The organism is Vibrio mimicus CAIM 602 (genome assembly GCF_000338875.1).
GTDB classification, from domain to species: Bacteria; Pseudomonadota; Gammaproteobacteria; order Enterobacterales; family Vibrionaceae; genus Vibrio; species Vibrio mimicus.
Genome location: NZ_AOMO01000073.1, coordinates 1 through 2,959, shown reverse-complemented (window position 1 = coordinate 2,959; position 2,959 = coordinate 1). Strand labels below are relative to the sequence as shown.

General features: G+C 41.1%; 2 protein-coding genes. One reads left to right on the top strand and one right to left on the bottom strand.

The genetic code is table 11. The annotated features are described in order from the left end of the window. Positions 1 to 917: 917 nt before the first annotated feature. Complete coding sequence (locus D908_RS0119950; RefSeq protein ID WP_005527025.1) at positions 918 to 1,928, bottom strand: SDH family Clp fold serine proteinase; 1,011 nt, start codon at positions 1,926 to 1,928, stop codon at positions 918 to 920. Between the two features lie 242 nt (positions 1,929 to 2,170). Between D908_RS0119950 and D908_RS02515 the strand changes: the two genes are divergently transcribed. Next, a complete protein-coding gene (locus D908_RS02515; RefSeq protein WP_000873464.1) occupies positions 2,171 to 2,716 on the top strand; it encodes a hypothetical protein in 546 nt (181 codons plus the stop codon). Positions 2,717 to 2,959: the final 243 nt, after the last annotated feature.

The window sequence follows — 2,959 nt, the reverse complement described above, 5'->3', positions numbered from 1 at the left end:
TATAACAAACGCCTMAGAGGGACTGTCAACGCGTGGCGTTTCCAGTCCCAATGAGCCGTAGTGGTTATGGTTGCTGTGTTTGAGTTTGGTTGTTATGCGTTGCCAGCCCCTTAGGCGGGCGTTATGCTTAATCAAGTAAAATCAGTTGGTTATGGTTTTTCTTTGTTCTCTTGGCTGATTGGTTTTGTGTTTGTCGGCAAGTCGGCTTTTGTGAGCGTTGTTTTCCGGACTCTTATTCTTTGGCGCTAAAAACTCTGAGAGTTGCCTCAATCAATTCTTGAGCAAGTACGCGGTTAGGGCGGTTGGCTCAATCAGAAATCCATTTCTAGGTTTTCAAACTTCAAACTGGATTTGCCAAAATTCCGAACCTGAATAGCAAAACTATGATTCATTTCGGTTTTCTACGTTTTGGTTTTTGTTTGTAAATCAAAGTCGAGTTAATCTTGTTTTTAGTAAAACGTAAGCCATTGAAGCTTAAGCATAACAAAGCGTTTAAGTGGGATTTGGCACGCGTGGCATTTTCGGTTTGCGTTGGGTTTGGTGATTAAGTCGCTGTGCGGTAGCTTTTGTATTGCGTGCCTGCACCCCTTAACGCGGCGTTATGCAACAAAAAAGCCTGCAAATGCAGGCCTTACTTGTTAGTTCGTCTTAATTCTATACTGACTAAGGCTGTCTCTGAAAAAATCTTTTTGTTGATGAATACTCTTCACTGTCTGATTATTAAGATTCTTCATCAAAATTTTGGTGACTTCTTGGTTATGCTTTGTTGCTAAGTCTACTTCCTTGTTAAATAAATCTGAATTATTTGGTTTCATAACTCTTATCCTCCAAAGCCATTTAACTGTGACACACCTATATCATAGTTTAAAGGAAGTGCATATCCATATTTAATGGATCTTAACGTTTGTTCATGAAAATTACTTGACAGCACTGACATGTCGCCCAGAATCGTCTGCGTCTGCGTCTGCGTCTGCGTCTGCGTCTGCGTCTTTTATAGCAATAAAATCATTGAGCTTAAGGATTAGCACATCTTCTGAACCAATGCGGCTTTCTACATACGGATTTAATATGTCTAATGTTGCTAGGATTAGTTTGTCTTCAATCAGTTTTACATTGTTGAATAGCCTGTCACTTGCTTCTAGGTGATCAATTACGTAACCGTGAGATGGGTAACTAGCAATTAATTGTCCGAGTGCATTTGGCTTCAAATTACCTTTGTCTAGGCGTTGTCCATATTCAAAAGCAATGCGCATTGAGCGAGATATTTCACCAAGTCTTAATGGTTCAATTTGTTCGTAGATCTTGCTAAGTAGGCCAACGGAAATACGGCTTGCTACATCCATAGCTTGTTTCGTGCTAATTCTTCCTCCCATGCGCGCGCTTATGAATTGCTGAGCAAATAGCGATGCACTCTGTTCGGATAAGGTACTTAAGGCTTGTAGTGAGTCTAGACCGGAATTTCTCTCCAGAAACTCATCTTTACTTAGTAACTGGATGTCGAGAGGACCCAACTCTCCATTTTCTGTCATCCAAAGCTCATCGGCTGCTAACGATATTAGCGTACCAGAGCTTTTACAATATCGGTCAACAATGATGGTTATATGCTCATAGCGTAACTGTAGCGCTCTTGCAATGCGGTAAGCGCAATCTGGTACTCCTCCGTAAGTGGAGAGCCAAAAGATAACTTTGTCATGTCGCTGAGCTTCATCTAATTCTGCACGAAATTTAAGATCTGCTGGTGAGCCAATATTACCTGAATATGCAATAAAATCAGCGTTATATCGCACACCTATCATTTGGGCTAGCGTCTCTAGTTTTTGTTTTAAAGTATTATTGTTAGTTTGTTCGTCTTGAGAGGTTTCTGTATCTGTTGAGTTTTCAGACAGTAATGTCTCTAGATCTAGTTGAGGTTGTACAGTATCGGTCATTCGGATGATCTGATGATTCGTTGTTATTGGGGGTTGTATTTTAGTTGCAGTGTCACTAGGAGTGCAAGGTGTTGTTGCATAACAAGCGCCTCAAGAGGGACTGTCAACGCGCGGCGTTTCCAGTCCCATTGAGCCGCGGTGGTTACGGCTGTTGTGTTTGAGTTTAGTGGTAATGCGTTGCCAGCCCCTTAGGCTGGCGTTATATTCCCGAGTCAAATTTAGCTGAAATATTAAGGATGAAGATGAAATATTTTGTAATCCCCAAGTCTCTCCATGAGGTGTTTGGCGAAAAGCAATCATTAATTGAAATTGCATGTACTGCGATGTTTGCACTCGTGGGGAGTTTGTTAATTTATCTTCAGCTATATCGACCTATAGCTCATGAAAATATTTGGATGATAGTATTAGGGTTTGTTCTAGTCGCAGATGTGCTAGCTGGTTGTATCGCGAATTTTAGCCGAGGAACGAACAAGTTTTATTCAGAAAGACCTAAAGGTCGTCTTTTGTTTATTGCTATACATATCCATATATTGGCGATCGCGTGGCTCCTTTCTGCTCCTTTTGACTATGCACTCCTAATTTGGGCTTACACAATAATATCTGCACTAGTTGTGAATGCTTTGAAAGGAAGCTATTTTCAATTATTTATTTCAGCAAGCCTTATGTGCAGTGGATTATTAGTACTAATGCTTTTGCCTCTCCCTACATGGTTCTTAATTGTTAGCACATTTTTTATGATTAAAGTCATGTTTAGTTTTGCGGTTGATCATTACGGATATAGAGAATAGCTATACAGTTCATCATCACCAAGTGGCTGGAATATAACAAACGCCTCAAGAGGGACTGTCAACGCGCGGCGTATCCAGTCCCAATGAGCCGCGGTGGTTACGGTTGCTGTGTTTGAGTTTAGTGTTATGCGTTGCCAGCCCCTTAGGCGGGCGTTATGTAACAAGGAGGGTTCAGCTAAATGGAAGTAGTATCTGAAAGGCTGCGGATGAAGCCATTATCGGAAAATGACTGGCCTTTATTTC